The following is a 21,405-nucleotide window of genomic DNA, read 5'->3' on the forward strand; positions in this document are numbered from 1 at the left end:
TGTAACTGGTGGGATCATTTTCAGAATCGTAATACACTTTTTTTAACTCATTCGTTTGCTCAATTAATGTCGTCCACAACTGGTCGTTGAGTTCATACTTTACTTTGAACTTATCGTCCATTACTTTTGCATTAGCTTCAAAATTTGCCTGTGCTGCATTACCCGTTGCCTTGCCGGGCATATCTACTATTGCAGCATAAGTACCAAAATTTACAATTACCAATGTTATTATAAATGGCCTGAACAATTGCATCACTTCCAATTTTCCTTCTCCCACAATCATTGCATAAGCCCTTACAGAAAGATAGATAAGCGCCAGTACTGCAGCAATTTCTTTTGCAGTACTTACAAAACCATCATTGGGAAGGATGTTTTTAATACCATCAATAAGGCTCATTAAATTAGGATCCCAAAAAGAATTAGTTTGCAAAAAATACATACAGTTAAAATTTATGTGTTTGGAGGATTTTTCTTACAATCTGTGCATCGTTGTTGGGAGGTATTGCCTGATTTCCTACAGCATTAATCTCTTTTTGCTTTGGAAGTGTTGCAATGAAAGTATATTGAGAAATATATTTAGTGATTACATTTTTTTTATACTCCAGTTCCCTCAATATTTCTAAATAAGTAGTTATTCTTTTTCCTTTGTCCAAAAAAGATTGATGGATATTTTCGATGCGGTCTTGCGTTATATCTAAGTATTCTAAAAATTCCTGAAAGTTTTCAGTAACTACCATTTCGTTGAATACTGCAGGATAGTATTGCTGTATAATCGAAAGTTGTTCAGCAATACTATTAAAAATGGAATTAAATTTATCTTTAAAAAAGAGGTCATAAGGAATATCCAAACTGCCCCCTGACATATTCAGGTAAGTAGCAGCGTTAGTTTCCATGATGGCTTGTGTGGTATCGCTTATTTTTTTATCCTGCATTTCCTGCGCAAAGAGCGAAGCATAGTTTTGGAGAAAAGGTCCATCTGCTCTTATTGGCCGGCTGTCTTCTCCTCTCCAATAACTACGATGCAGAATCCGCCAATAAATATATCCAGCCAGATTTTTTGGAATACCTAACCAATTTACATCTGGTGTGGGCTGCCAGTCATTCCACTGAATATATACCATTCTTTTCAATTGCCCGTTATTGGCATTATCAACAACAGGTGTAAGGGATTGCGCCTCTGTTGTTTCAGCAATAAAAAATATTAAAAAGGAAAATAGAACTGCAATAAATTTTTTCATTTGAGTATATTAAAATTTAAAACGAAATAAAATATCCTGAATAATTACCCTGTCAATATTGATATAGGTTTGAAAGGGAACTATTTTATTAACTGCATCCTGAAAATTTGCTGATTCAATTGTTCTGTACATGCTATTGCTCAACTGGTACAACACATTAATTTCATCATACACGGTACGCACAAACCTGTCCCTTGCCGCCTGATCTATTAATATACTCTCGTCGCTTCCTAATACCTGCTGGTTTAAATAATTGGTAAGGTTAGTAAGACGAACAGTAAAAATGGGTATTTGATTACCTACCAATGCCAGTGAGTAAGGTTTGCCCACTGCTGCAACAACCGACTTTTGAAGATTAGTAAATATTAAAGGGATTTTTTTAGAGATATAAAATAAAGCTTTACCATTTTTAATGGCGGCATCAACATTGGATAAACACTGCAATATTTTTTCCTGTACCTGCTGAATTATTCCAAGATAGGATGTTGTTCTCTCCCTGTCCTTTTTAATGGCATCTAATTTTTGTCCGTATAATTCATTCCATGCAATTTTATAGGCACTGTTTTTCGTTTGGGTTGCTATCAAATCGTTGTGTATTACAAATGATTGGGCTTGTGATATTAGCGGTAATAAAAGGAAAAAACAAAAAAACTGTTTTGTCATAATTAGTGTTTAAAATTTTTGAGGATATCATTTACAATCTCTTTATCCTTATTGATAAACTGCCATACCTGTGTTCCTTTGTATATCTCCGCAAATTCAATTTGTTTCAGTTTTTGCACTAAGCTGTATGACTTTGCCTTTAACACATTTATCATCGTATTCATTTCCCTGAACACAGTTTGCCGTGATGACACCTGCATTTTAGAAATGTCGCCGTACGACAGCACAATCAGATAAATAAAACTGTATAATTCAATGGCACTTTTTACTACATCAATTTCACGCTGATAAAAAAGCTGCACAGCAAACGGATACTTTGACAGAAGGATAAAAGCCTGTTCCTGGTAATCCACAATTTCTTTCAATGCGGTAATGGTATTATACAGCGTGGTAACGTCACCGATAATAATAAAGGACTGAGTTAGCCGCTTATCAATTTTATCAACCAATTGTTTGAAATTATCTTTAGCCTTTTTCCAGCTGCTCACCGTGGCGGCAGATACGAGTTGATTATTCCTGGCTTCCTTGTGGTCTGCATAATTCTTTTTGTTATGGCTAATCAAACTTTCGGTTAAGGGTACATCCCATATATTGGGTTGTGCAAAACCAGATTGACTATTAAATATCATAAAACAAAAAACAAAAAAATATTTTTTCATGCTTAGCTATTTTAATGTTTCCAGTTTCTTAAAATATCCTGAACTATTTGAGCATCTTTGTTTACAAAGTTCCCAAAAGGGTTTAGCGTTTTGATAATCCCATCCTGCACTGCCCAATGCACCCGGTAATAACTGGATACGGCATACGCTTCTATTGCCCTTAAATCTTCTAAGATGGTGGTTAATAACAAAGTCCTTTCCCCGGCATCCATCAACAATTTTTCATCATTTTCTTTCAGGATAAATGCTGCGATCTGCCTGTAGTAAGCAATTGCTTTTACTACCATTTCATTCTGAAATTTTACAGCGAATATTAATGCCAGTGGATTTTGCTGTGCTTCTGCAATCATTTTACTTTCGTTTTCATAAATGCTTTTTAAGAGTGTATAGCAATCGTAAATCTGATAAGCATTGTGTACCGTGGAACTGACATACAGCAAACCGTTATACAACTTAGTTTGTATTTTATTGATGGTGCTTGTAAATACCAACGTAGAAGCCTGCAAAGCCTCAATGGCTGTTTGCTTACTTTTTATGGTGGAGTAGGAGCTGTTCTCTAATGCAGAACTGGCAATCGTTACACCGGTCAAAACTGGGTCAACAGTCAATATCTGCGCTTGCAAAAACGCTGAGCAACTAAGGCCGGATACAACAATTAAAACGATAATTAATTTTTGTTTCATACAGCAATGGGTTTTATTGTATAAGTAGTATTTGATTTATTGATGTGCTTAATGAATGTGGGTAGCGGCCAGCCGCTTTCTTTGAAGTCATTTACAAAACTGTCAAGGGCTGATTCATAGTTCTCATAGAATGTTATATAAACTTCCAACGCTTCTTTCTCCGGACGTTCTGTAGTGTAGGTCAAATACTCTTCCAAAGGCACTTCCACTCCATATACTTCCCCAACAGCACCACGCTTGATATACACTTCTTTAAACCTGCTGCGGTTTTCCTTATTATCTAATTTGTTAATCGTAAATATTTTATTTTTCTCCACTTCATTTATTGAAAGTAGTTTTGCTATTTCACTAAAATTATCTTTGAATTTTGACTGGTCTAATAAACAAATAGTATCACTATTAGAAATAATACTGTCTTTCACAATGGCATTACCAATAATATCTCCAAGCTCCTGCGTTACTACAATGGCTTCGCCTAAAAACTTCCTCACTGTTTTATACAAATAGAGAATATACCCCGCCATCATTGGTGAAGCAATGGCTTTCCATGCTTCCTCTATAATCAGTACTTTTTTATTTTTTTTGTATCGCATCTTCTGGATAAAAACATCCATGATGATAAGCGTGGTGATGGGGAATAATAATTTATGTTCTTTTATGCTGTCAATCTCAAATACAATAAATGGTTCGTTGAATAAGGTATCATCAAAATCGTCATTTAATATTTTTTCATAAATACCTCCATTAAAAAATTTCTTTAAAATGAAACGGTACTCATCCAAATCAAAATGAGTTACCCGTTCTTCATCAATTATTTTTTCTATCAACCTGCAGCTGAATTCATAAAAGGTATTAAATTTCAATTCGCTTACAATTCCATCATTACTGAAATAATCCTTATAATAATCTGCCACACATTTACTTAAAATAGAATCTTCCACCTGGTTCAGTTTACCATCAACACCTTTCCATATAAGTCCGACAAGTGAAACGAGTATTTGCCTTTTCTCCTCGTTATTTTCAATTTCCTCAATCTTAAAAGGATTCATCGTAATGGGCTTATCTTCCCGGTAAGTGATATACTTACCATTAAAATACCGGCACAATCCCTGGTAACTGTGTCCAGTATCCACTAAAACTATATCTGCTCCTAACTCCCTGCACTGCTTGGCATAACTGTTGGTAAAAAAACTTTTGCCGCTGCCTGAAGGACCCAGGATAAACCTGTTCCTGTTTGAAATACGGTTCGTTTGCATTGGCAGTTCGGACGTATCTAAGCCGATTGGGATACCCTGCCTGTCTGTGAAGTACAACAGGTAATCAGAGTCTTCGGATTTGGGAAGCGATTCTTTAAAAAAAAAGCAAATAGCAGCTGGACGGCTGGTTAAAAATTTGTCATACTTTTTTAATTCTGAAACGTTGCCGCATATTGATGCCCGGTACAACTCCATTTGATTATACGTATTCTTTCCCGGTATAATGCCAATTGCAAATAAATTGGTATCTACATAGTTGATTGCCTTTTCTATCTTACTGTTATCACCAAATAAAAATATACTGAAGTGAGAATACACTAATAGTTCATTATCCTGTGCAATGGACAAAAACATATCTTCAATATCATCAACCGAAACTTTATTCGCCGGATCAGGCATTGATGAGTGCCTTTTCTTTTTAAGTTCCAGTTCCCGTTTTAATTTAATTTGTTCAGGAATAAAAACCACCTGATTGTACAGCACTGTTTCGCAGTCAGGCACACGGAGTAAAAAAGAAAAATTATCAATGGGAAAATTGTTGCCAATTTCGTTTTTAAGAGCATAGGTAGAAATACTGTTTGGAATATTTAATTCGTCAATATCAATAAGTGAAATAACTTTTAATGATTTTTCACCAAAATAAACCCCATGTTCATCGCAGGATATATTCCCAATAGAAAATTGTTCGTCTGTAAAATTATATGCCTGGAATCTGCTGAATAAATTTTCAATTGCTTTTTTTAATAATACAGTACACGATACTTTTTGATTACTGACGGTATCAGTAATCTTATTGATCTTTAAAACAAAATCTTTAAGTTCTTTAGCATCATAACTAAAGAACCTGTTCTTATTATTTTCTTTTGTTACAGTTAGGTAAGTGGTGAGTTGATTGTATAACCTTCCCTGAAAATGTTCAAAATATTTTTTGCTCAGATAATCCTGGGTTTGATTTTTTTGTATGAACTCTTTCTGTGCAATAATGTCTGTCTTTTGTATAACAAATCCTTCACCTAATATTTTTATTACCTGCCCAAAAAGATTATGGAATTCTTCATAGGTTTCAGGGTTGGCAGCGTATTGTTGTGCCATATTCTGGATTTCAATAACGACTGAATAATTGCCGTCATTACTGTACAATATATCATACCCTTCAAATTCGGAGATACCAATAAAAGGCAATTCAAATACTTTTTTTTGCTTCATACACTGGTTTATATTTTGGTGGCATCATCCCAATAAAATTGTCTTTCGATTTTGTATATAATCCGTTTTTTTGTTGTGATATTGTATAGAACATTAACGGTACTGAGACAACAACCAAGCCTGCAATACCTGCTACAGAAGATATAAATGCACTGATTGCACCGCCCACAATAATCCCTGCTACAATTGAACCCAGCGCCCAATAAATAAATTTTCCCTTGAAGAACTTAAATACAAGAGGCCTTTGAAGCCCCTTGTATAAAGCATAACTTTTCTGCTGCTCCATAATCTGTAATTAAATGCCGTAAAAAAGTTTTAACGTTGTCCCTGCCAGTAACAGAAAAATTGCAGAGCCTCCCCAACCAATCAATTCCTTGTTGATGTCATGGTCGCCGTTATTCCATTTTTGATATACCCGGATACCACCAGCAAGGCCTATAATACCTCCCACCATTAAAATCAAATTCGACACATTCCCAAATATGCCTTTTACCTGATTGGCTGCACCATCAAGCCCTGTCGCTATGGCTTGTGCATGGGTGGACACCACTACACCCACTATTAATGCTGTGCATAGAAATACTGCTTTTTTCATTTGTTGTTTTACCATACTGTTTGTTTTTATTAAAAGAAAAAAATACTTTTAAAACGCAACCTTTACCAATACCTGCACTAATACCAGGAAAATAATCCCACCAATCCACACCATCACTTCCCTGTCAATATCAGGTTGTCCATTACTCCATTTATAATAAATCCTGCAAGCTCCTATAATCGCCAAACAAGCCCCCATTACTAACAGTACCGAAGAGACTTCGCTTACCATAATTATAACAAAACCACTTTGATGAAAAAATTGGCAATAACAAAGAAAATAGCAGCACTGATCCATGCTATTACCTGTGCATCAATCTGGATATGGTGCTTGCCATGGATATTCCATAAACTGTAAATCCTAAGCGCACCAACTAAACCGAATATCCCCGAAAGGGCATAGCATAACATCCTTAAAGAATAATAAACTTCAAAAACTTCATGTCTTATTGATCCCATGTTAATAATTTAGCTTAATAAAATGGCAAGGTTTTCTGCACTGATGTCAATACCATTGGAGAGTATTTCTAAGCCCAGATCCGCTACAACAGTTGAGCTATTTTTTTGAATAACCTTCGTTGCCTGTTCTTTAACAAAATAATTTTCCCGGGTATCCTGTGGTTGGTATTGCTCATCAGTTTTTGTCAGGGCAGCAACATTAACGGGTTGTTGCTTCACCTCAAAACTTACTGCATGCGGTGAATTTCCCGCCGCTCCGGCTATGGCTTTTCCATTATTCCTAAAAAAATCAATTAGAAGAATAATGGAGTAATAAATTCCGTAGAATATTAATATCAGCACTATAAATTGGCTAAAACTCATGAGCTATATGCATTTATTCAATAAATAATAAACTAAATTATTACTTAAAGTATTAAATAGCAAATTTATTTTCAGATTTAATTAATTAAAGTTCTAAAAATGGAGGTTTTGAAAAATTTACTGTGGCTGGTGTTTAGATAGTGAGTTTTATATAAATGGATCTGAGGGGGTCAATTTGCGCTGACGAAAGGGATTGTTTTAAACTATCATAATCGGGTGCTCAAATAAAGTCCCTTTTTTTCCCTTTTCGTTTTTTGCCGCCAACTTGATGCATGTCCTGCTCAACCTGCCTTTGTATCTCTTTTATAATATCATCGATTGCAAAATTCGGGTGTGGGGCATTGTTATTATTGTTATCGGCATTGGTTACATCAGCTGTGGTATAGTTAGCAGTCATTTTTGTTTCATTATCTGACCCGGCTTTATTTTGTTCCGCATATTCTGCAGTTGGAAGGGGATTTATTAACAGCTCCATTTTCATTATTTCGCTTCCCTTATATACTGCTTTATTATTATGGTCTATACAGGTATAACCATAGGGCTTATCCTTTTCTTTACCGGTAAAAAAAACAAACTCTACTCCAAACCTGTTTTTTAAAAAATTGGTTAAGTCGCTTTCAAATTTTCTTTTCTCCGTACTGTAAACAGGCATATTCTTTAATGCCAAAATTGGTGAATACTCTTTTTGGTATTTGTGAATGATAGCTTTAATAAAAGCTGCAGGCAGTTTGGTAAATGAATCAGTTTCAATCTTATTTTGGATTTCGTTTTTATCAATTGCTCCCTGCTCTGTTCCGTGTTTGTAAAAAAATATTTCTGTATCCTTCACTTTAACATCATAACCCAGATTTTCCATTAATAGTGTCATCTGTGCAATGGTGCTGAAATTATATTGTAATACAGATGCTATATGCTTACTGTATTCCTGCTTAGTATCTACACTCAATAATTGATTAATGATTTGATTGGCTCTTTTTCCTTCAAAGTCATGATTGATTTTTTTTCCTTTAGTATCAACCCTGCTTGTTACAATGTGAATATGATTATTGTCAGTATCCTTGTGTGCATAAATCAATAAAGGGTTGACTTCATACCCTAACTGCTTCATAATTCGAAGCCCCTGAACTTTTAATTGTTCGTGTGTGTAGAAATTACCTTTACAACTTAGTATTGCATGGAATTGCGGCTTTTTTACCCGTTCATTTCTTTTAGAATGCTGTTCTAAATATTTTTTGAATTCATCTTTTGAAATTTTTTCCTTTCCCAAATGTAAATGCCCAAAGTTTTCAAAGTGTATTAAACTGGCAGAGCCTTGTTTTTGTTTCTTCTCATTATATTCAACTCCATGAAAGGATGCAGCAGCTTTCATAATTTTAAATACCAAACTCATAATCCATTAGTTTATTTAAAAGCATTTTTATTTCCAGTTCCTGAATCCTGTATTTTTCGATGGATTCAATAAGTTGCCGGTATTCGTCTGCTTCATTTTTTCTACCATGTTTAATCTGGTGTATGGCTATGGTGGCCTGGTTAATATTATTTCCAATTGCATTTATTTCTTTCACCAACCCTCCAATACCATCCAATAATTTTAACCGGGAAATAAAATCCGGCACCGACTTATTTGCTAAACAGGACAGCACTAATTTAGAAAGTGTTAAGCCTCTCTGCTTCGCCAAAGTTTTCAAGCCTGCCTTGTCAGTATTTTTCATTCTTACAATCAAAACAGTGTTCTTTTTATGGTCTTTGGCTTTCATTCACAATTATTACTTAAAATACTAAATAAAGCAAAAATATAAAAAATAGAGTTGCGAATATTTTTCTTTTCCACCCCAAAACGGGTGGCAGGAAACCTTTTGTATATACAAAGGTACATCCTGCAACTTCTCTATGACTTGATAAGTAAATACCCTTAAATACTGTAAAACAATTTGTTACTGTGCATTGCTGTTTATTTCCGTTTTAATTTTTTATATAAACTGTTTATTTATGTTTATCAGTTACCGTAAGTATCCAAATCTTTTTAAGAATGTTTAAATTAATTTCATTTTTATTAATTTAATTAATAAATTTGTACAAATAATCCTAAATGGGAGGGAAAGAAATCAAAGACGAGCCTGATTTTGGGGCAAAAAGGGTATTCGCCGTTACTGCCGCCAGAGATCATTTTATCAATTCAGCATATGGAAAGTTTGATTTAATTCAGGTATTACTGCCCGGTGAAATTCTTCTATATAGTAAACCCAGGATTATCAAAAAACTGATCTGCGAAAAGTTTGGGCTTTTACAAAATGAAATCAACAATGATACCTTCTGGTCATGGTTGCGCAGGATTAGAAAAAGCCAGGAGGGAAGTATATCGCATAATAAAACTACACAACAATACACTGAACAATTCCCGCAAGATGAAAAAATAATCGACTGGAAAAATTTCACTCCTTCAAATCCCTTAATGGAAAGAAACGTTGAACAAGCAATTATAAAATTAGTAACAGAATAATTCAATCACAATAAACCAAAAAAAATGAAAACATTTTATTTCAACATTCAGTCTAAAGGTGGCGCAGGTAAATCTATGCTTACCTATTTGCAAGCCTTAAAAAACGAAAACAATGAAACTGTTGCATTCGTTGATTTAGATTCATCTACACAAACAAGTAAAAGGCAATTAAAATTTCTTAGTGCTAAAAAGCGGTTATTCGAAGTAGATATTTTTGACAATATCCGAAAAATTGAAAGGGAAAAAATGTTCCTTATCATCGAAGCATTGAACAATAATGAATTTTCAGAAATCTATATTGATTTTGGAGCCCCTGAATCTGAGCAGTTGCCCGGGTTGTTCAGTATTGATTTTTCAATTGACGAGTTCAAAGAGTTTGAAACGGGACTCGGATGCAAATTTGTGTTCAATGTAATCGTTGCAGGTGGTACAGCTTACACCAGCAGCATTGAATATCTTAAACGCATTACAGAATTAATAAAAGGCAAGTTTGATGTATATGCTTATGTAAACGAATTCACCTTCCATAATTACGCTCATTTAATTGATGAGGTAAGAGTGTTCGCCAAAGCGACAAAAGGCTTAATCAAAGATGTAAAGCCTTATGGTGCTATTCATATTGACCGAAATTCGGGACAGCTTATTACAGAAAATATTAAAGAAGGTAAGGGCTTCAAAGAATATAACTCATTTGCTGCCAAGACAATTATTAAACGGGAAATTTCAAAGGTTTAAAAATGATGTCCGTAGAAAAGAAAATATTTATGACAGCTAAAAAAAAGTCCATTGCCCATACTTTCTCAGATTGGAAAAGACCTGTAGATTTTGCTTTTATTAAAGAAAAAACAGAACAGGGAAATATATTGTCAATTTCAGGCATGGAATATCATGCCTGGGATTATGACGTTTACATTTACGATGCGATTCATCTTGCAGAAAAATGGCAACCGACTGAAATTACGTTTGCCAGAATAATTCATTTACGAAACTGGCTTAGGGAAAATGTTCAGCATGGCCATGACAAATGCTTTGAACACCTGGCATCAATGCGGTCTGTAAAAAATTGGATTGATGAATTAATAGAGGTTGAATATGGACATGATGAATACTGGACTGAGCAAAAAGGATTTTTTTTAAAAGGAAATGCAGCGTTATTCAAAAAATCAAAAAATGCTTAGAATGTACCTGAGGTTACTTAGGAATGTCACAAACCTCCAATCAGCAAGGCTAAACAATATTATAAGGTGAATTTTACATTTACAAAAGAAGATATTTTTCCAATGAACGATTATCAAAAGGCAGTTGAAGAATTCCGGCATCACTATCATACAAAGTACAATGTAAAATTAGACGATGAAATTCTGTACTTTTTCATCCGTGTTAATGAAATGCAGCTGGATTTAAAAAAAGAAATAAATGCAATTCCAAAATTAACATTCAAATCAGGTTGGGATTATTTTCTCTATGGTCTTGGCAGAATTAGTACCGGGATAATACTTACTGCTGTTATAACCAGTATTATCCTCATCATTTTCCACAGCAGATTGTAGTGTGATGGGTTGGGCATTTTAGTAAACAAAATAAATCATAACTTTAATTATAACATTATGTTTATGGATTGGCGAAAAGACGGTTATAATTATGATAATGAAAACAACAGGGTAGGATACAGTGGCAAACCTGTTCGCCACTCATCCAGTATCGGTTTATTAGCTAAATTATTAATTGTTTGCTTCCTGATATATGGTGGCAAATCCATTTTCGGTACCATGCCCAAAAAATTGGCAGAAGGGTTTGATTTTCTTTTCCAGTTTCTTTTAGGTGTACTAATTTTTATAGTGGCTATAAAAATATTGCGGTGGTTTTTGCAAAGCAGGAAAAGCCGCCGCCACTAAAACTGCTCTGGGAATTCATTCTTCAGAGAGGCAATTACCCACGCAGGAATATTCTCAACAACCTTTTCTTTATTAAACAGTTTTACCCATAAGGAAGTAATCTTCCCGTGTACTTTTACAATGGTTTCTAAATTTGATACCAGCTTCCAAATCTCTTTTGTCTGCAATTCATTAAAATGTAATCCCTTTTTTAAAATATTAATTGCATCCTCCCTCAGTAAAATATGTTTGCTATTTTCTTCAGCATCTTTAAACCTTGTTTTAATAATAAAATTAAATGCGGTGATAGTATTGCCTTTTTTAGTTGCTGTAAATACAAAATAAACATCGCCAATTTCCAAAAGTTCTTTTTGTGCAGGTTTTATAATATCCCGGATCAATAATTTTGTTTCGGGATACTTGTCTTCAATAGCCACCAATTTTCTAAATTCATCAACAGCGATAGAGTAGACGTCTTTACTTTTCCAGTGGCAGATGATTTCATAAATTTTTTGTGTATAAGAGTTATTAGACAAATACATCACTTCTTCTGCAAAGTAGGTTAGGCCGTGTGATACTTTTATCAGTTCCAAAGCTGTTGCCTTATGCATAGTTATTTTTACAGTCCGCTCATGCTTGCGTATTACAGCCCTTTCTATCAAACCGGTTAACACAATCTCCTCATCCCTTGGTTTATTTTTTTTCTCCTTTACTGCCGGGAGAACTATCTCTATATCTATGTTTCTCAATTTCTTTAATGCTTCTTTTACAACTGCATAGTTATTTGAATTTTTCACTAAATCATTTAATAAAAAACCCAGCTCTACAGAATCATTGTTTGTTTTAAATAAATCCAGCTGGCCAATATGTATGCCCCTTTCAAGACTCGTCATTTCACGCTGCAGCTTTGCAATAATTTTAGTTAAAATCCTTTTTTGAATTACTGTGTAATTCCACCGGGCCATAGTAATCCTGTAGGGCTGCCTGATAATTTTATATTTAAGTTCCTTGGTATCGTTCGCAGGGGTGGATTCCATTTATTATATCTGTATCGTTTTCCTAAAAGAACTGGTTATTTCCCATCCTGCAGTATAAAATAAAAGGTTCTGCAGCTCATGTATATACTTAACTTCAAATTTTACCTCATCCACATGAACCAATGCAACATCTATTGCTGAAGAGAGCTCAACCTTAATCAGTTTTTTATTGAAAGAAACAATAAACTGCTGGCTCAACTCTTCAAAATTATTGTTGAGAAGAAATGCCCGGCTTACTGGTAGCCCTACAAGATCCCTTGGGTCATCTGCATCAGGACGGAATGACAGATGAACTAAATCTGCCTGTAAAATTTCAACAGTGTAAGGTTTTAATTCATCTTCATAACAAACCGTTAGTAGATTTCCTATTCTTAAAAATCCGGGTACTATCATATCATTTGATTTTATTTGCACACGCCCATTATTTTATTTTTCTCAAAAAATTTATTGCCTCCAACACCGGTTGATATCATATCAATGCCAATGGTGCCGTTACTGACATAGTTACTTAAAGTTTTGCGGCTGATATTGAGTAACAGGCATACTTCTGCTTCACTCAGCAATTCAGGAATTGCATCTATTCTTTTATTTTCCCTCAGCATCCTCTTAACCTCTTTCAATTCTTTGTATATCGTTTCTAAATCAACTCCCATTCCTAAATAAATTCAGTTATAAATTTTATAATTATGCTGCTGCCGGGCTTTACTTTAATCAGTAAGCAATTCATTAATATCTGCTTTTAATCCTTCGCAAATTTTTAGCAGGTACAAATAAGAAGGATTTATTTTGCCCATTTCCACACGGCTGATTGATTGCGGTTCCTTATCAACTTCATAACTTAATTCTAATAAAGTAAGGCCTCTTGCATTTCTTATGTTTTGAATACGTAACCCTAATTTTTTTAACTTAATTTTCTCTATCTCGTCAATAGCCATTATCAATGTTCGCCATTAAACAGAAAAACCTTAACAACATATACGTTGATAAGATAAAAATTTCGGGTTTGCGTAGTATTTATATGTTACAATAGAAGTGAAAAGAGAAAAATAATATTAACGGCAACGAATAGATGCCATAAATTATCTGCTATTTAAGAATATATTGCATGGAAGAGGGAGTTATAATAATTTGTTGAATTATTTGCTGAATCACAGAATCTTTAAAAAGAGTCAAAGAACCAGGTTGTTGGTATTTAGTAAAGGGTTGATTTTTAACAACGTATAGGCGAATTCGTTAAAGTCTATACCATGATAAAAGCAGAAAAACATACCAGAGTGATAAGATTTAACGAATTCCGCCATAAAATTTTCTATTGCTCTGGTTTTCTTAATCTTTAAAAGGAAAAAACACACTGTAATTTTATTTTCCCTTCCTTTTTTTATTCTTTTCAATACTTTTTTTGTATTGACTATACATTACTATATCTGTTAGAATATATTACAGAAGCCACAGAATGCGGTACTGTAAACGCTTTACATAAAAGCAGGTGATACCATTTACCGAGTAAGGTGATAAGGTTTAACGAATAGGGTGATAGGATTTAACGAATTCAGGTGACCGGATTTAACGAATTGCGAAAGCTGGTTATAAGATTTAATGATTTTCCCGTGGGTAACGAGAATGTTAAGATCCATACTTTCGCTATTTATCTTATATTCATTACTATGCTAATTGGTTGCATCACTAATATTACAAGAGATTTGAGTTTTTAGTTTGTACTAAACGGAATTTAATTCATTTTTTCTAAAATTTCTTTTTTTAACCTGCTATTTGAAATCCGTGCATAAACCTTTGCAACTCTTGTAGAATCACCTAAAAGTTCTGCTACATCATCCATAGAAAGCCCACGATTAATCATCATCATTGCGAAACTATGCCGAGCCGTATGAATTTTAATTTTTCTACTTATGCCAATGAACTGAGCTACCTCTTTTACATACTCTCTTATCTTTTGTTCCGAAAGGTAAAGAGGCTTGTCTTTGATTTCTTCTAAAATTTCATTGAGTTTATTATATATGGGAATTGATACAATACTCCCATTCTTCTTAGCCCTAATAAGAATTGCATCATTTTGAACCATTTCTTTATAATTAAATTTTTTTAAATCGCTTATACGAAATCCAGCATAGCAACTTAGAAGAAAATAATAAACAGCTAGCTGGTGGCCAGGTCTTTTCATATTTTTTGAAAATAAAAACAATTCATTCATTTCGGATTCTGAAATAAATTCCGGTATACTATTCACCAACTTAGGTATTCGATATTTTTCAAAATTTTTCTTTTCAATATAACCTTGCTCTGATGCCCTATTAAGCAGGGTTTTCAAGGTTTTCATTTTTTTATTTATCGTATTAACGTGTAGTTTTTTATTGCCGTTATCAATAGTTGTAGTATTTACAGAAACCTTAGTTCGTAAATATGATTCAAAATAATTGAGCCAGGAAACTGATACATCATTGAAGTGTATAATAGACTTATAAAGATTAATATCTTTTAAAAGCGTATTATAAGTTGCTTTAGTGGCACTACTGATTTTGCCCTCCAATTGTTCAATTATTTTAGGAATAAAATCATTTAATGAAGAAGTAACTTTCTTTTCCCCTTTTAGAATTTCCAAAATATTTTCATTCTCTAAATCAGAACTAATCTTTAAAGCTTCTAACAGCCTATTTTCAATTTCATTAATTTGTTTAGCAAGCAAAAATGAAATATTTTTTGCGTTTGGGTGTTTTACAATCTTACCCTTATCAAATTGCGAAGCAAGTAGTTTAAAACTGGTTGGAATTTTAAAACTTTGTCTTTTATATATTATTCTAATAAATAGCCCACTTAAGCCATTTTTATCTATGTGGGTGTACAGTTCAGGTTTTATTGTATATCTCATAAAATCTTTTTGGGCAACAATTGGGCAACATGTAGGCAACAAATATAGGATAAAATGGGTAAAATCAGGCTTTTTTGGGTAGTTTAAATAGCAAAAGCCACTATAGTAGTGGCTTTCAGTGGAGCTGCAGGGAATCGAACCCTGGTCCAAACATATTCGCCGTAAGCCTTCTACATGTTTATTTAGTTATTAATTGTCGGGAAAAAGCAGGAACCTAACCAACCAACTGAATCCTTAGATGAATGTTCTTAAGCAATGGTCACATCATTCCATTGCAGCAACCTGTTTTTTTGTTGAGTCGGCGGCGGAACATGGTAACTGGTCAACCTGTTCGGCGGCCCTAATGGATGCTAATCTATCGATTAAGCAGCCATGGCATACTGAGTATTGCCATTTAAGTTGTTGAACATTCAGATTAAAGTGCTAATTATCCAACGCACTACATGCTTATACTTACAAAGAGCTATGCTGTCAAAACCGGTCAGCCCCGTTTTTCAATTGGCAATTGGCAAAAAAGCAATCAGCAATTGAACAGCAAATTTACGAAAAGTATTTAGTTATAGTTATAAAAGTACATTTGCAATAAATTTATTTAACAAAACTAAAATGGAGCCTGATATTTTTTATAAGGAAAGAATTGCATTGCTCACCGCTGAGCATCAAAAATTATTACACCGAAAATCGTTATTAGGCTGGTTGCGTTTTGCAGCAGTGATAGCTATTGCAGGGACTATTTATTTTTTATGGCCGGCAGGTTTAGGTATTACTGTTATTGCCACACTGCTTCTTGTAGTAGTATTTGTGCGTTTCATTTTTATGGACTTAAAAAATAAAACTGCCATTAACCATACCCAGCATCTTATACAAATTAATGACAATGAAGTAAAAGCATTAGCGCATAATTATTACCACTTTGATGACGGCTTAAAATTTATGCATGCTGTGCATCCTTATGCAAATGATCTGGATATTTTTGGCAGGGCTTCTTTGTTTCAATATTGCAACCGCACTACATCTGATATGGGTGCCGATACTTTAGCTAACTGGCTTTTACAACCTGCACCAGCAGCAATAATTTTACAAAGGCAAGCCGCAGTAAAAGAATTAACCGCAACACCCCAATGGCAGCAAGAGTTACAGGCTTATGGAAAAGAAGAAAAAATTACCACTGCCACGCAGGAGCGCTTGCAAAGCTGGTTGCAAAGTGAACCTCATTTTATTAATAATATTTTTTGGAAAATATTACAGTTCGCCATACCTGCAATTATTGTAACGGTTATTGCTTTAAATATTGCTGATATAATTAGTAACGAAGTTAGAAATATGTTTTTAGCTGGCTCTGCAGTTATAGCTTTTATTATGGCGAAAAAAATTATGCCATTGCACCAGCAGGTTAGTAACGTTGCAGATGAATTATCAGTATTAGCCAACAGTATAAAGCTAATTGAGCAAACCAATTTTAAGTCGCTGCTTTTACAAACACTGCAGGCAAAATTTGTAATTGAAAACACAACCGCTTCTTTACAATTAAAACAATTAAAAAAGATTGTTGAGAGATTAGACCTGCGGTTGAACCCTGTGGTTTTTATTCCCCTGGCCATAATTTTTCAATGGGATATACAGCAGGCAATGGCTTTGGAAAAATGGAAACAACGCAACCAACAAAACATTAATGAATGGTTTGATGCCATTGGAGATTTTGAAGCATTGAATAGTTTTGCAACCTTATCTTTTAATCACCCGGAATGGTGTACACCTGCATTTAAAGAAAACCATTTTTCTATTGAAGGCAGTAATATAGGCCATCCATTAATTAATGCTGCTAAAAGGGTTAACAATAATATCGATATTAAAAGTAATGAAGAACTGATGCTTATTACCGGAAGCAATATGGCTGGTAAAAGCACTTACCTGAGAAGCATTGGTATTAATACCATTTTAGCAATGGCAGGCGCTAATGTATGCGCTACTTTATTTACTTTATCGCCGGTACAAATTATAAGCAGCATGCGTATTGCCGATAATTTAGAAGAAAGCACCAGCACTTTTTATGCTGAACTGAAAAAACTAAAAGCCATTATTGATAAAGTAAATGCCAATGAAAAAATATTTATTTTATTGGATGAGATTTTAAGAGGTACTAATTCATTAGACCGTCATACCGGTTCAGTAGCATTAGTAAAACAATTAATAAAACATAAAGCGGCCTGCATTATTGCTACGCATGATGTAGAACTGGCAAAGCTTAAAGAAAATTATCCTGCCAATATTTTAAATTACCATTTTGATGTGCAGGTGGCCAATGAAGAATTGTTTTTTGATTATAAATTGAAGGAAGGCATTTGTACCAGTTTAAATGCAAGTATACTGATGAAGAAGATTGGGATTGAGTTGTAAAATTTTAAGTGATAAGTAATAAGTTTTATGTTTTATATAAACACTTTAAGTTTTAAACTTAAAGTGTTTATATAAAAAAAGAAAGCTTAGGAATGAAGCTTTCTTTTTACTTATTACTTAAAACTTTTTACTTATTTCTTCCCCAGCCAAACCAATCGTTACCATTTGCATACAACATAAGGCCAAGCAATAATACCATACCCACTATTTGGGCATATTCTAAAAATTTTTCATTAGGCTTTCGCCCTGTAATCATTTCTCCCAATGTAAATAAAACGTGCCCGCCATCCAGTGCAGGTATTGGTAATAAATTCATAAATGCCAGCACTATCGAAAAAAAGGCGGTAATGCTCCAGAACGAATGCCAATCCCACCTTTGATTGGAAAATATAGAGCCCATAGATTTAAAACCACCAACTCCTTTGTAGGCACCTGTTGAAGGTTTAAAAATAAGTTTAAACTGGTCTACATAATCAGTTAGCGAATTTATTGCCAATGATACTCCCTTTGGAAAAGATTGGAAGAAACCATATTTTGTAACTTCTAATTTATAAAATCCAAGGCTGTCATATTGTTCGTCGTTTAAAAGTGGCAGCCCTAATTTTCCATTATCATTTACAATAGCTGTAAGGTTTATTGCAGAACCATTTCTTAACACGGTTAAATTTACCGGTTGCTTTTTCTTTCCATCTGTATACGCAACAATATCATCCATAAATACTATGGGTATCGAATCTACTTTTACAATTTTATCCATATACTGCAGGCCAGCTTTTTTACCAGCAGCAGTATCTTTATCATCATATCTACCAACAATAGCAGGCAACCTTTCATTCATCAACGGGGTTTTAGAACGCTTTCTTTCTACCAGATCCCCAATTATTTTTATAGGAATATTTACCACAGTATCTTTTTGATTACGGTTAACTTTAATTGCAGTACCACCATTAAAAAGAATTTTTTTAGGTATCTCTTCAAAATACTTTACGTCTTCATTATTTACTGCAATAATTTTATCGCCATTGCGTAACCCAATATCATACATCAATGAATCTGTAATCCAGATACCACTTTTTACACTACTGTTAACTGTTTTTGTTTCGCCCCACACAAACATTATCATGGCGTAAATTACAAAGGCCAGCAAAACATTTACTGTTACACCACCCAGCATAATAATTAAACGCTGCCAGGCTGGCTTGCTTCTAAACTCATGCGGCTGCGGAGGTAGTTTCATTTGTTCTTTATCCATGCTTTCATCTACCATGCCGGATATTTTTACATAACCGCCAAGAGGTAACCAGCCAATACCATATTCGGTATCGCCAATTTTCTTTTTAAATAAAGAGAACCAGGGGTCGAAGAATAAATAAAATTTTTCTACACGGCACTTAAACCATTTGGCAGTTATGTAATGCCCAAACTCGTGAAGTACTACTAATATTGAAAGAGATAATAATAATTGTGCAGCCATTAATCCTACACCCGGCCAATTGATTGCTAATAATGTCATACGTTCTGCTGCAAGTTTAGTTGCTGTTTTTTATGTAAAACTGATTTGTATTTAATAAGTTCAATATTGCTGAAAAAGTTGAAGAGTGCGACGCCAATGAAGCAACATAGCAATGCAAAGGCCCGGCCCAAAAAAAACTTTTACATGTTTATTAATGAAGCGGCAAAATTACGGGCTTCGCCGTCGCTGTCAAAATATTCCTGCATGGTTGGTTTTTCGATGAAGTTGATAGTTTCCATTGTTTTTTCTACCATTGCCGTCATGTCTAAAAAGCCAATACGGTTGCGGAGAAAGGCCCACACGGCAATTTCGTTTGCCGCATTTAATACACAGGGCATGTTGCCGCCTTTGAATAATGCTTCGGTGGCCAATGCTAAATTTCTGAAAGTTTTAACATCGGGTTCTTCAAAGGTGAGGCTGGGATATTTTCTAAAATCCAACCGTGGAAAATCGTTTTTTATCCGCTGCGGAAAGGATAGTGCATATTGAATGGGTAACTTCATATCGGGTAACCCCATTTGTGCTTTTACACTGCCATCTTCAAACTGTACCATGCTGTGAATAATACTTTGCGGATGCACCAGCACCTGTATTTGTTCGGGCTTTAAATTGAACAACCATTTGGCTTCAATCATCTCCAGCCCTTTGTTCATAAGGGTTGCAGAGTCGATAGTGATTTTTGCACCCATTGCCCAATTGGGATGCTGCAATGCATGATCCCGTTTTACATTAACGAGATAATTTGGTTTTTTGCCTAAAAAGGGGCCACCGCTTGCCGTTAGTATTATTTTTTCTATTTTATTTCTTGCTTCACCAACAAGGCATTGAAAAATGGCGGAGTGTTCACTGTCAACCGGGATGATGGGCACTCTTTTTTCTATGGCTTTTTGCATGATGAGATCTCCTGCAACTACCAACGTTTCTTTATTAGCCAGGCCAACGGGCTTGCCTTTTTCTACTGCTTTTATGGTGGGTTTTAAACCGGCAAAACCTACAATGCCGGCCAACATCATGTCGTAACTGTCGAAGTCGGCAGCTTCTTCCAAAGCTTTTTCTCCTGCAAAAACTTTTACTAAGGTTTGCGCCAAAGCATCCTTTACTTTTTGGTATTTGGTTTCGTCGCCAATAACTACGGCGTTGGGTTTAAACTCCAAAGCCTGTTTTATTAAAAGATCGGCGTTGGATTGTGCGGTAAGAATTTCGGTTTCGAACAAATCGGGATTGGCACGGATTACATCCAATGCCTGCGTGCCGATAGAGCCGGTGGAACCGAAGATAGCAATGCGTTTTTTCTGCATTTAATGATAATGAATTGCTGTAAAGATAAGTGAATTTAAAAAAGAGCAAAATAATAATATTACCGAAATTTGGTAAGTTATTAAGATTGGATTATTTTTATGTCAATTATTTAAAGATCTGCCAAAACATGTGCTAATATAAGCTTATGGAAATTAGATTTAATAATGCTTATTTAGAAAATTTATACCGTGGTAAACCTTTAAAAGGCAAACCAATTTATAGTAAAGAAATTATTACTCAATTTAAGAAAACTGTTTTAAGAATTCAGCAAGCAGAGAATAGCAGCCAGCTAAGACAATTCAGAAGCCTGAATTTTGAAGCTTTAAAAGGAGATAAGAAAGGATTTTATTCAGTGAAAGTTAATAAGCAGTACCGGCTTGAATTTAAATTAGAGAACGACAATATTACTTTAATGGAGATTATTTTAATTGAAGAACTATCTAAGCATTACGAATAACAATAACTATGTCAACTTATAAAACGCTTGACAAATCAGGCAAAAGAATTTTTACAGATATTACTTTACATCCGGGTGAAGTATTAGCTGATGAAATAAATGCACGGGAAATTTTACAAAAAGATTTTGCCAAGAAAATTAAATTACTTGCACCGCATTTTAATGATCTGTTAAAAGGTAAAAGACATATCTCTGCAAGAATTGCTTTGAAATTAGAAGCCGCATTAGGCATTGATGCAGATTACTGGCTCAGGTTGCAGATAGCTTATGATTTGGCTATTGCTAAAAAAGAAATGAAGAAAGAATTGCAGGAAGATTAAAAC

The 21,405-nt window shown here is 34.4% G+C and carries 28 protein-coding genes and 1 other RNA gene; 8 read left to right on the forward strand and 21 right to left on the reverse strand.

Annotated elements, in window-relative coordinates; translation table 11 throughout:
* The 13 genes from ACY651_RS16920 to ACY651_RS16980 all read right to left on the reverse strand — a co-directional run.
* Nucleotides 1-439: hypothetical protein (locus ACY651_RS16920; protein WP_462254676.1), on the reverse strand; the 439-nt coding region annotated here is incomplete at its 3' end.
* A gap of 4 nt (nucleotides 440-443) precedes the next feature.
* Nucleotides 444-1,238: a hypothetical protein gene (locus ACY651_RS16925; protein WP_462254677.1), complete on the reverse strand. Its 795-nt coding sequence runs from the start codon at nucleotides 1,236-1,238 to the stop codon at nucleotides 444-446.
* Nucleotides 1,239-1,247: 9 nt separating this feature from the next.
* Nucleotides 1,248-1,901 (reverse strand): hypothetical protein, encoded by a 654-nt coding sequence (locus ACY651_RS16930; RefSeq protein ID WP_462254678.1) that lies wholly within the window; start codon nucleotides 1,899-1,901, stop codon nucleotides 1,248-1,250.
* A gap of 2 nt (nucleotides 1,902-1,903) precedes the next feature.
* Nucleotides 1,904-2,560, reverse strand: a complete 657-nt coding sequence (locus tag ACY651_RS16935; protein ID WP_462254679.1) for a hypothetical protein — start codon at nucleotides 2,558-2,560, stop codon at nucleotides 1,904-1,906.
* Nucleotides 2,561-2,571: 11 nt separating this feature from the next.
* Entirely contained in the window at nucleotides 2,572-3,243 is a 672-nt protein-coding gene (locus ACY651_RS16940) for a hypothetical protein (protein ID WP_462254680.1), read from the reverse strand.
* Nucleotides 3,240-5,705 carry a TraG family conjugative transposon ATPase gene (locus ACY651_RS16945; RefSeq protein WP_462254681.1) on the reverse strand — a complete coding sequence of 822 codons (2,466 nt, stop codon included), beginning with the start codon at nucleotides 5,703-5,705 and terminating at the stop codon, nucleotides 3,240-3,242. Before ACY651_RS16945 ends, ACY651_RS16940 begins: the two co-directional genes overlap by 4 nt.
* Nucleotides 5,683-5,991, reverse strand: a complete 309-nt coding sequence (locus ACY651_RS16950; protein ID WP_462254682.1) for a hypothetical protein — start codon at nucleotides 5,989-5,991, stop codon at nucleotides 5,683-5,685. The genes ACY651_RS16945 and ACY651_RS16950 overlap by 23 nt, the downstream gene beginning before the upstream one ends.
* Before the next feature lie 9 nt (nucleotides 5,992-6,000).
* Nucleotides 6,001-6,315 carry a DUF4134 family protein gene (locus ACY651_RS16955; protein ID WP_462254683.1) on the reverse strand — a complete coding sequence of 105 codons (315 nt, stop codon included), beginning with the start codon at nucleotides 6,313-6,315 and terminating at the stop codon, nucleotides 6,001-6,003.
* Nucleotides 6,316-6,348: 33 nt separating this feature from the next.
* Nucleotides 6,349-6,531: a DUF4134 family protein gene (locus ACY651_RS16960; RefSeq protein ID WP_462254684.1), complete on the reverse strand. Its 183-nt coding sequence runs from the start codon at nucleotides 6,529-6,531 to the stop codon at nucleotides 6,349-6,351.
* Between the two features lie 2 nt (nucleotides 6,532-6,533).
* Nucleotides 6,534-6,758, reverse strand: a complete 225-nt coding sequence (locus ACY651_RS16965) for a DUF4134 family protein (RefSeq protein ID WP_462254685.1) — start codon at nucleotides 6,756-6,758, stop codon at nucleotides 6,534-6,536.
* A gap of 9 nt (nucleotides 6,759-6,767) precedes the next feature.
* The gene (locus tag ACY651_RS16970; protein ID WP_462254686.1) at nucleotides 6,768-7,121 is read right to left on the reverse strand and encodes a hypothetical protein; all 354 of its coding nucleotides are present in this window, start codon (nucleotides 7,119-7,121) and stop codon (nucleotides 6,768-6,770) included.
* 220 nt (nucleotides 7,122-7,341) lie between these two features.
* Entirely contained in the window at nucleotides 7,342-8,511 is a 1,170-nt protein-coding gene (locus ACY651_RS16975) for a relaxase/mobilization nuclease domain-containing protein (protein WP_462254687.1), read from the reverse strand.
* A complete protein-coding gene (locus ACY651_RS16980; protein ID WP_462254688.1) occupies nucleotides 8,495-8,878 on the reverse strand; it encodes a plasmid mobilization protein in 384 nt (127 codons plus the stop codon). The genes ACY651_RS16975 and ACY651_RS16980 overlap by 17 nt, the downstream gene beginning before the upstream one ends.
* 332 nt (nucleotides 8,879-9,210) lie before the next feature.
* Between ACY651_RS16980 and ACY651_RS16985 the strand changes: the two genes are divergently transcribed.
* The 5 genes from ACY651_RS16985 (at nucleotide 9,211) to ACY651_RS17005 (ending at nucleotide 11,516) form a co-directional block, all read left to right on the forward strand.
* Nucleotides 9,211-9,621 (forward strand): hypothetical protein, encoded by a 411-nt coding sequence (locus ACY651_RS16985; RefSeq protein ID WP_462254689.1) that lies wholly within the window; start codon nucleotides 9,211-9,213, stop codon nucleotides 9,619-9,621.
* A 24-nt stretch (nucleotides 9,622-9,645) separates the two neighbouring features.
* The gene (locus ACY651_RS16990; protein WP_462254690.1) at nucleotides 9,646-10,356 is read left to right on the forward strand and encodes a P-loop NTPase family protein; all 711 of its coding nucleotides are present in this window, start codon (nucleotides 9,646-9,648) and stop codon (nucleotides 10,354-10,356) included.
* A 29-nt stretch (nucleotides 10,357-10,385) separates the two neighbouring features.
* A complete protein-coding gene (locus ACY651_RS16995; protein ID WP_462254691.1) occupies nucleotides 10,386-10,799 on the forward strand; it encodes a hypothetical protein in 414 nt (137 codons plus the stop codon).
* 66 nt (nucleotides 10,800-10,865) lie between these two features.
* Nucleotides 10,866-11,171: a hypothetical protein gene (locus tag ACY651_RS17000; protein ID WP_462254692.1), complete on the forward strand. Its 306-nt coding sequence runs from the start codon at nucleotides 10,866-10,868 to the stop codon at nucleotides 11,169-11,171.
* 63 nt (nucleotides 11,172-11,234) lie between these two features.
* Complete coding sequence (locus tag ACY651_RS17005; RefSeq protein ID WP_462254693.1) at nucleotides 11,235-11,516, forward strand: hypothetical protein; 282 nt, start codon at nucleotides 11,235-11,237, stop codon at nucleotides 11,514-11,516.
* Here the strand turns inward: ACY651_RS17005 and ACY651_RS17010 are convergent.
* The 6 genes from ACY651_RS17010 to ssrA all read right to left on the reverse strand — a co-directional run bounded on the left by ACY651_RS17010 (nucleotide 11,513) and on the right by ssrA (nucleotide 15,905).
* Nucleotides 11,513-12,532 (reverse strand): replication initiation protein, encoded by a 1,020-nt coding sequence (locus ACY651_RS17010; RefSeq protein ID WP_462254694.1) that lies wholly within the window; start codon nucleotides 12,530-12,532, stop codon nucleotides 11,513-11,515. The two genes, ACY651_RS17005 and ACY651_RS17010, sit on opposite strands and share 4 nt — an antisense overlap.
* Nucleotides 12,533-12,535: 3 nt before the next feature.
* A complete protein-coding gene (locus tag ACY651_RS17015) occupies nucleotides 12,536-12,925 on the reverse strand; it encodes a hypothetical protein (RefSeq protein WP_462254695.1) in 390 nt (129 codons plus the stop codon).
* Nucleotides 12,926-12,936: 11 nt separating this feature from the next.
* The gene (locus tag ACY651_RS17020; protein ID WP_462254696.1) at nucleotides 12,937-13,185 is read right to left on the reverse strand and encodes a hypothetical protein; all 249 of its coding nucleotides are present in this window, start codon (nucleotides 13,183-13,185) and stop codon (nucleotides 12,937-12,939) included.
* Between the two features lie 54 nt (nucleotides 13,186-13,239).
* Complete coding sequence (locus ACY651_RS17025; RefSeq protein ID WP_462254697.1) at nucleotides 13,240-13,467, reverse strand: helix-turn-helix domain-containing protein; 228 nt, start codon at nucleotides 13,465-13,467, stop codon at nucleotides 13,240-13,242.
* Nucleotides 13,468-14,261: 794 nt separating this feature from the next.
* Nucleotides 14,262-15,416, reverse strand: a complete 1,155-nt coding sequence (locus ACY651_RS17030; protein ID WP_462254698.1) for a tyrosine-type recombinase/integrase — start codon at nucleotides 15,414-15,416, stop codon at nucleotides 14,262-14,264.
* Nucleotides 15,417-15,532: 116 nt separating this feature from the next.
* Nucleotides 15,533-15,905, reverse strand: a transfer-messenger RNA (tmRNA) gene (gene ssrA, locus ACY651_RS17035).
* A gap of 117 nt (nucleotides 15,906-16,022) precedes the next feature.
* Here ssrA and ACY651_RS17040 point away from each other — a divergent pair.
* Nucleotides 16,023-17,813 carry a MutS-related protein gene (locus ACY651_RS17040; RefSeq protein WP_462254699.1) on the forward strand — a complete coding sequence of 597 codons (1,791 nt, stop codon included), beginning with the start codon at nucleotides 16,023-16,025 and terminating at the stop codon, nucleotides 17,811-17,813.
* Nucleotides 17,814-17,940: 127 nt separating this feature from the next.
* Here the strand turns inward: ACY651_RS17040 and rseP are convergent, their stop codons facing one another.
* Together rseP and ACY651_RS17050 are read right to left on the reverse strand one after the other, a co-directional pair.
* A complete protein-coding gene (rseP, locus tag ACY651_RS17045) occupies nucleotides 17,941-19,326 on the reverse strand; it encodes an RIP metalloprotease RseP (protein ID WP_462254700.1) in 1,386 nt (461 codons plus the stop codon).
* 140 nt (nucleotides 19,327-19,466) lie between these two features.
* Nucleotides 19,467-20,624, reverse strand: a complete 1,158-nt coding sequence (locus ACY651_RS17050) for a 1-deoxy-D-xylulose-5-phosphate reductoisomerase (protein ID WP_462254701.1) — start codon at nucleotides 20,622-20,624, stop codon at nucleotides 19,467-19,469.
* 146 nt (nucleotides 20,625-20,770) lie between these two features.
* Here ACY651_RS17050 and ACY651_RS17055 point away from each other — a divergent pair, with 146 nt between their 5' ends.
* Entirely contained in the window at nucleotides 20,771-21,082 is a 312-nt protein-coding gene (locus ACY651_RS17055; RefSeq protein WP_462254702.1) for a type II toxin-antitoxin system RelE/ParE family toxin, read from the forward strand.
* An 8-nt stretch (nucleotides 21,083-21,090) separates the two neighbouring features.
* Complete coding sequence (locus ACY651_RS17060) at nucleotides 21,091-21,402, forward strand: HigA family addiction module antitoxin (protein WP_462254703.1); 312 nt, start codon at nucleotides 21,091-21,093, stop codon at nucleotides 21,400-21,402.
* Nucleotides 21,403-21,405: the final 3 nt, after the last annotated feature.

Origin of the sequence: Ferruginibacter sp., assembly GCF_031391665.1 — a bacterium.
In the GTDB taxonomy this organism is placed as follows: domain Bacteria; phylum Bacteroidota; class Bacteroidia; order Chitinophagales; family Chitinophagaceae; genus Ferruginibacter.